The sequence below is a fragment of the Sphingobacterium shayense genome (assembly GCF_013179575.1).
Lineage (GTDB): Bacteria > Bacteroidota > Bacteroidia > Sphingobacteriales > Sphingobacteriaceae > Sphingobacterium > Sphingobacterium shayense.
Map to the genome: position 1 here is coordinate 26,832 of NZ_JABMCQ010000024.1, position 6,356 is coordinate 33,187.

At 39.1% G+C, this 6,356-nt stretch carries 5 protein-coding genes; 2 read left to right on the forward strand and 3 right to left on the reverse strand.

What is annotated here, in order from left to right:
* The first annotated feature begins 448 nt into the window (after positions 1 to 448).
* A complete protein-coding gene (locus tag HP439_RS05000; RefSeq protein ID WP_172389251.1) occupies positions 449 to 1,471 on the forward strand; it encodes an LLM class flavin-dependent oxidoreductase in 1,023 nt (340 codons plus the stop codon).
* A gap of 49 nt (positions 1,472 to 1,520) precedes the next feature.
* On the opposite strand, the gene HP439_RS05005 is transcribed toward HP439_RS05000, so the two are convergent.
* Both HP439_RS05005 and HP439_RS05010 read right to left on the reverse strand, forming a co-directional pair.
* Positions 1,521 to 1,826, reverse strand: coding sequence for a hypothetical protein (locus tag HP439_RS05005; RefSeq protein ID WP_172389247.1), 306 nt, complete (start codon positions 1,824 to 1,826; stop codon positions 1,521 to 1,523).
* 202 nt (positions 1,827 to 2,028) lie between these two features.
* Positions 2,029 to 2,868, reverse strand: a complete 840-nt coding sequence (locus tag HP439_RS05010; RefSeq protein ID WP_172389248.1) for a sigma-70 family RNA polymerase sigma factor — start codon at positions 2,866 to 2,868, stop codon at positions 2,029 to 2,031.
* Positions 2,869 to 3,137: 269 nt separating this feature from the next.
* On the opposite strand from HP439_RS05010, the gene HP439_RS05015 reads away from it, so the two are divergent.
* Entirely contained in the window at positions 3,138 to 4,415 is a 1,278-nt protein-coding gene (locus HP439_RS05015; RefSeq protein ID WP_172389249.1) for an ATP-binding protein, read from the forward strand.
* 325 nt (positions 4,416 to 4,740) lie between these two features.
* Here the strand turns inward: HP439_RS05015 and HP439_RS05020 are convergent.
* On the reverse strand, positions 4,741 to 6,356 hold a 1,616-nt coding region (locus tag HP439_RS05020), incomplete at its 5' end, for a RagB/SusD family nutrient uptake outer membrane protein (RefSeq protein ID WP_172389250.1).

Below are 6,356 nucleotides of genomic sequence, written 5' to 3' on the forward strand. Positions count from 1 at the left end.
ACTGCCTTTGGATATCATCGTTTTAGTCTGTGCTGAATCCATCTCTCGGCAATGAAAAATGATCAGATATTTAAACTTATCCCTGATAAGCAACCTTTTTTACGGACATTCATAGCTACCTTTCGTTCTTCTAAGATAGTTTGATAACACTATAATTTATACTCTCGGATGTACCAAAATATTTACATAAGACCTAATATGCACTTAAAACGGCTAATCAAACGGTTGATTAATTTTTAAAAATTTAACTTAAAAAAGCCCTTTTTATCGAACGTTGACTTAATATTCTTGGTCATTTTTTGTTATAACCTATCAAATGGATTCACGCGCTTGATTTTTTGTGAAGATTAGGCGCGATTGGACAGATCCAGAAGAAGAAGAACTCGAGGGTAGTTCTTATCATAGATCAATGGCCGGCACAGTAGTATTGTTTATTTTTGAAATAGATATGAAAAATATTGGATTTTTATCTTTTGGTCATTGGGGGAATCACCCCTCTTATCAAACCCGGTCAGCGGGAGATACTTTATTGCAGTCCATTGATTTGGCTGTTGCGGCAGAAGAGATTGGTGTAGATGGGGCTTATTTTCGAGTACATCATTTTGCAAACCAGCTTGCCTCCCCTTTCCCACTACTGGCCGCTATTGGCGCCAGGACAAAAAATATAGAAATTGGCACAGGTGTAATTGATATGCGGTACGAAAACCCTTTATATATGGTTGAGAACGCGGGTGCTGCTGATTTGATTTCTGGTGGCCGGCTTCAGCTGGGCATTAGCCGAGGTTCTCCAGAACAAGTGATCGACGGATGGCGTTACTTTGGTTACGAACCGCAGGAAGGCGAATCTGATGCCGACATGGGACGCCGCAACGGTTTGGAGTTCTTTCAAAAGTTAAAAGGAACTGGATTTGCACGTCCTAATCCCAATCCGATGTTCCCCAATCCACCCGGTCAATTACGTCTAGAGCCGCATTCAGAAGGTCTTCGTGATCGAATATGGTGGGGAGCTAGTTCGAATGCTACGGCGGTTTGGGCGGCTGAAAATGGCATGAATCTCCAAAGCTCAACTTTGAAGGACGATGAGAATGGAAAACCATTTCATGTTCAACAAGCGGAACAAATACGGCTCTATAAACAAGCCTGGAGCGAGGCGGGACATCAACGCGAGCCGCGTATTTCTGTAAGTCGTTCTATCTTTGCGATTGTAAACGATCTGGATCGTATGTATTTTGGTCAGGAAGCGGAACGCAAAGATCAAATTGGAATGATTGAAAAAGACAAAAGGGCTATTTTTGGAAGGAGTTATGCTGACGAACCTGACAGATTAATCGAGCAGCTTGCAAATGATGAGGCGATTAAGGAGGCTGACACCCTTCTTTTGACAATCCCAAATACGCTAGGCGTAGATTATAATGCACATGTTCTTAATTCCATTATAAAACACGTCGCTCCGGGATTAGGTTGGCGGTAATCCTATAAAAAAGAGAATAACACAAAACGTTATTCTCTTTTTTAACACGTTACAAGTTTGACTTCGTTGTCCCTATAGGGGTCAAGATTTCAATGTTGTGGGCAGATGAAAGATTATTATCCCTTGACGTTTGAAATGCGACAAATGAGGGTACCTGCAGTACTAACTGTTGGATTTCTTCGTCTTGAAACTGCGAAAAGTGTAGAAATGTTTCTTCGTCGTCCTGTTGAAAAACAGAATATACAAACTTGCTGCTATCTAGCGCACGAAAGTCGGCAAGAAATTTACCGATCATCTCTTTGTTCGTTTCGACATAGGCTTTTTTAACGCCGTAGGTTACTTTTACTGTGATCATGTGTTCTATATTTAAAATTAAAAAATGTGTTATCAGCATATGCTTAAGCAGTACTGATAATAGGACAATCGTACGAACCTAAATGTGACATGCTTTTATAATTTTCTATTAAAAAAATAAAAACACGTAAAACGGTACGTTAAAAACACTGTTTCATTAATAGTTTAAATGAGGAAGGAGTAAGTCCATTCGTTAATGAACATTAGGCGCGTTCTATTTTAGCTAGTTTCAATGGATCTATTACCGAGAAGATTTGTGTAATCTTTCCCTTAGAATTTGTTTCAAAAACCTGGCAGTTGATAAGTTTAGTGCCTGAATAGAAAAGTAATGCTGGTTGGTGGTTCACTTGCGTGATAATAATTTCAAAATCTTTTTGATAATGATTATAAACGTATAATAATAGTTCTATTGTTGCCGCGATTCCAGTAGTCGTTTGTGCCACTACATGAATGTCAGCCCCGCCATCTGCTAGCACCTGAATTTCTCCGGCAAGCATAGTCTCTAAGGTTTTCACATCCCCTTGGCGAATCGTTGTGATATATTTCTCTAGATAACCAGCATGTTGGCTAGAAGCGTGGATCGGGTAAAACTGTCTTTCCTTTAACTTCTTTTTAGCACGACTCAGCAATTGACGAGTGTTTTGATCACTCATAGACAAGGCGGTGCTAATTTCTTGATGAGTATACCCAAATGCTTCCTTTAGCAGAAAAACCGCCCTTTCATTTATATTCAGTCGCTCGAGTAAAACAAGCATTGAATATTGCAATATTTCCTTCGATTCCAAATTTCCCTCTCCTTCGTTAGTCGCGTATGGTTCAGGTAACCAGACGTCCTTTTTAATAATCCTATCTCTACGCTTTTTAAAGTTTATCGATTCATTAATGACTGCTCGGATAAGATAAGCGGTTTCATTTTCAATACCGCTTTTTTGTAACGATTTGATAATGACATTTTGTAAGATATCTTCACTGTCTTCTACGCTCCCTAAAATATTATAAGCATACGGAAAGAGTCTTTGTCGCAAAGCAGCGTCATTGTGCATATCAATTAAGTTTAGTGTGGTGACAATTGGGTGAGTTAAATATGTGACTAAAAATGTTAAATGATCTTGAATATATAAATAATAATACAAATACCACGGGTTAGTGGATACAATACGGCTAGACAACGGATTCTCCTGTCAGTTTTTGATAAAACTGTATAGGAGACCAAAGCAAAAGATAGCGTAAAAAAGCTAAATAAATTAGTTAATTAGGGACGCTTTTTCATTTGAATGCTGTATATTTGATCAAGTTATTTTTATTTTTTTTCATGAAAAACGATACCAAAATTACCAACGCCAGTGTGGAGTCAGCGGGGCTACCAAAAGATTATAAACAAGTGCTTGCGGAGTATATTTGGAATGCTTTTGATGCCAAAGCTACAATCGTTGACTTCCAATATTCGCACAATGAATTAGGATTCATTGAACGCTTGACTATATCGGATAACGGCGAAGGAATTGCATATCCTACATTGGGTTATAGCTTTGGAAATTTCCTGGATTCTCAAAAGCGGGTGGTTTCAAAACGAACCTCCTATACAAGAGGTCGCAAAGGAAAAGGCCGGTTTTCCTTTACACTATTCGCTTCGCGGGCGACATGGAAAACTGTGTTTCATGATACTGAAAATGAATTGTTAAAAACATATAATATCTCAATTGATAGATTTTCCAAAGAGTCGTACGATGTTAGTGAGTCTCGAGTTACCGATGCCCAATCAACGGGAACCGTTGTTGTTCTGGAAGGAATATTTGATCTATCCGCCTCTCAGGTGGACTCAAAAGAGTTTCATGATTTTTTAGCTTCTGAATTCGGCTGGTTTTTATTTCTAAATAAAGAGAATCACTATCAAATCAAAATCAATTCGGTTATTTTATCTTATGATCAAATTATTCAGGAGTCCGATAATGTAAGTTGGACCTTGCAGAGTCCTGAAGAAAATTCCTATGTTTTTCATGTACAGTATGTTCGTTGGAACAAGAACATAGGAGACCGATACTATTATTATCTTTTGAATACGGACAAAATGGAGGTTGCAAAGCTGCTAACTAGCTTTAATAATAACGCAATTGATTTTCATCATTCGGTGTATGTTAGATCCGCTTTTTTTAATCATTTCGATCAAGCGGATATTTCCAATTCGGAAGAAACCAACCTATTCGGTGAACGCGAGCAACATGTGGTTTTTCGAAAATTGCAAAATGAACTTCGTGATTTTTTAGAACGAAAACAAAAGAAATACATTAGAGAAAATGCTGTTCGCCAGAAAATAAGTGAGCTGCTGTATAAAAAGCTCCTCCCTCCGTACGCCTTAACACCGGAAGCGCAGAAAAGAAAGAACATATTAATTACATTAGTTCAAGAACTCTATATTTCCGACCCACGCGTATTTATAGGTGTTAAACCAGATTTTATCCGTACCTACTTGGGATTTTTGGATCTATTGCTTCAAAGCGAACGTAAAACAGATATTTTCCCAATCATAGATAGCGTATTATCGCTAAGTGATAAGGAACGTGCGCGAATCCTCCAATTGATACACGATTAAGAGCCACAACGCGAAACGATTATTCTGATCGAGCAAACCATTTATAGCCTATGAGAAAGTTTCTCTGGACTGATTGAACCTGTTTCGTACTCCTGGTAGTTCACGCGTTCTACTCAACACAATCTAACGGGGTAAAAGTCACAGTTCAGGTGTATATTGAAGGTTATTTTGAACACAGTTGGTGCTCAATTATTTCTGTGTCAAAATCGAAATAATTAGTATTAATTACGATGGAGTAGTCACGTTCGTTTGTTCGAATAGAAAAAAGCCTCCCACAAAAATGAGGGAGGCTATTAATCGGAATAAAGTAGGCTGCCGATCTTTATTAATTGTAACCCGGATTCTGCTTTAAAGCGTTATTACCCGAAATCGCTTCTCTTGGTACTGGAAATCTATTCAAATGCTCAGATTCCTTGGGGGCATGATCCCACCATTTTTCGCTAACAAAACTCTTCCAACGCACCAAATCTGTACGTCGTCTCCCCTCACCTAAAAATTCAATGCTCCATTCGTCAAGCATCCTATATTTATCGAGATTACTCGCGGAGACTGGATTAGGATCTTTTTCACCTGCGAAATTACGTTTACGTACTTTGTTAATGAGTTCTGCTGCTTCTGCAGTATTACCTTCACGCAGATCACATTCAGCAAGTATATAATATATTTCAGCCAAGCGGATAATTGGAAGGTCAGCCCCCCATCTTAAAGTATTTTCCGCTAAATTCGGAATAGGAACTTTTACTAGACGCACGCCAGTATTCTCTTCACCTTCTGATACCTTAGAAGGTAATTGACTTATACTGGCGTACTTTTTTTTCGGACCAACTTCGGAAAAGCGGGCTACTTGATCAACAAAAGTCAAAGGTTTATCCTTGTATTCCTCTCCACCGACAATCGAATTACCCTCGGGTGTTTTGTGTGCTCCAACGATAAACATACCTTCATACTGTCCACTTCCTGTAAATACGTAAGTTTTTTTTCTTAAATCACTTTGATCAAACTTTTCATAAGGAGATCCTAATTTAAACTCGGTTTCATAAAATGTGCCATCAGGTTTACGAGAAGGTTGTAAATGGGCTCCGTTATTTCCCCCCATATCCTGATCAAAAAACTGTTTGGTGTTGTAATGATAAAAGTCTGCATAAAACCAATTATATTCCATCTTCTTAAACTCGGAGGGCATGGACCATATTATTTCAGGCGACTTGTCATTTTTGAATCCATGCGGCCCATTCCACGCGTTGTCAATCGCGTAAGTGCCATATTCGTTGTTTATGATAGCCTGCGCTAACGTCTTTGCCTCGGCATACATTGGTTTATTGATATAGGCTTCGGCATTAAAATATAACTGTGCGAGCATAGCCGCAGCAGCCCCCTGAGATATTGCACCTTCCTCTACGGCTCCGCCTTTTTTTGCAGGTATCGTCTCAATTGCCTTTTTAAGGAGCTTTTCGATGTGATTAAATGTTTCAACATCGGTATTCCTAGGTAACCCCTCCCCCTCTAACGATTCAAATACAGGCATGCCACCGAAAAAGTCGAGTCCACGCAGGTAGAAAAATGCGATCAACGCATCCAATTGACTTAAATGTGACATTTTTAGTTCTTCGGTAAGCTGAAATTTTGTGTAATCTAATTTCTCTAAATCGCTTTTCGCATCTAATGCAAGTGCTACTCCCATAAGCGTACCGCGCCAGCTTCCCCATATCCAGTTGTCATCTGGTGTCCAGGTATGATAATGAAACCGCTCGTTCTCACCGCCATTGTACCAATGGCGACCTTTTGTCGTTATGACGAAATTATCCGCTGTATATTCTTGAAGACGCCAGCGGTCTTCTCCTAGGTACCATTTTGCATGGGTAAAAGGCCTAAACAATGCTGCCTTTATATCTTTTTCATTCTTGAAGAATGTCTCTGGCGTTACAGAGCTATAAAACTCTT

Coding starts and splice junctions, on each gene's coding strand:
- HP439_RS05000 (WP_172389251.1), top strand. CDS start 449: ATGAAAAATATTGGATTTTTATCTTTTGGTCATTGGGGGAATCACCCC.
- HP439_RS05005 (WP_172389247.1), bottom strand. CDS start 1,826: ATGATCACAGTAAAAGTAACCTACGGCGTTAAAAAAGCCTATGTCGAA.
- HP439_RS05010 (WP_172389248.1), bottom strand. CDS start 2,868: ATGCACAATGACGCTGCTTTGCGACAAAGACTCTTTCCGTATGCTTAT.
- HP439_RS05015 (WP_172389249.1), top strand. CDS start 3,138: ATGAAAAACGATACCAAAATTACCAACGCCAGTGTGGAGTCAGCGGGG.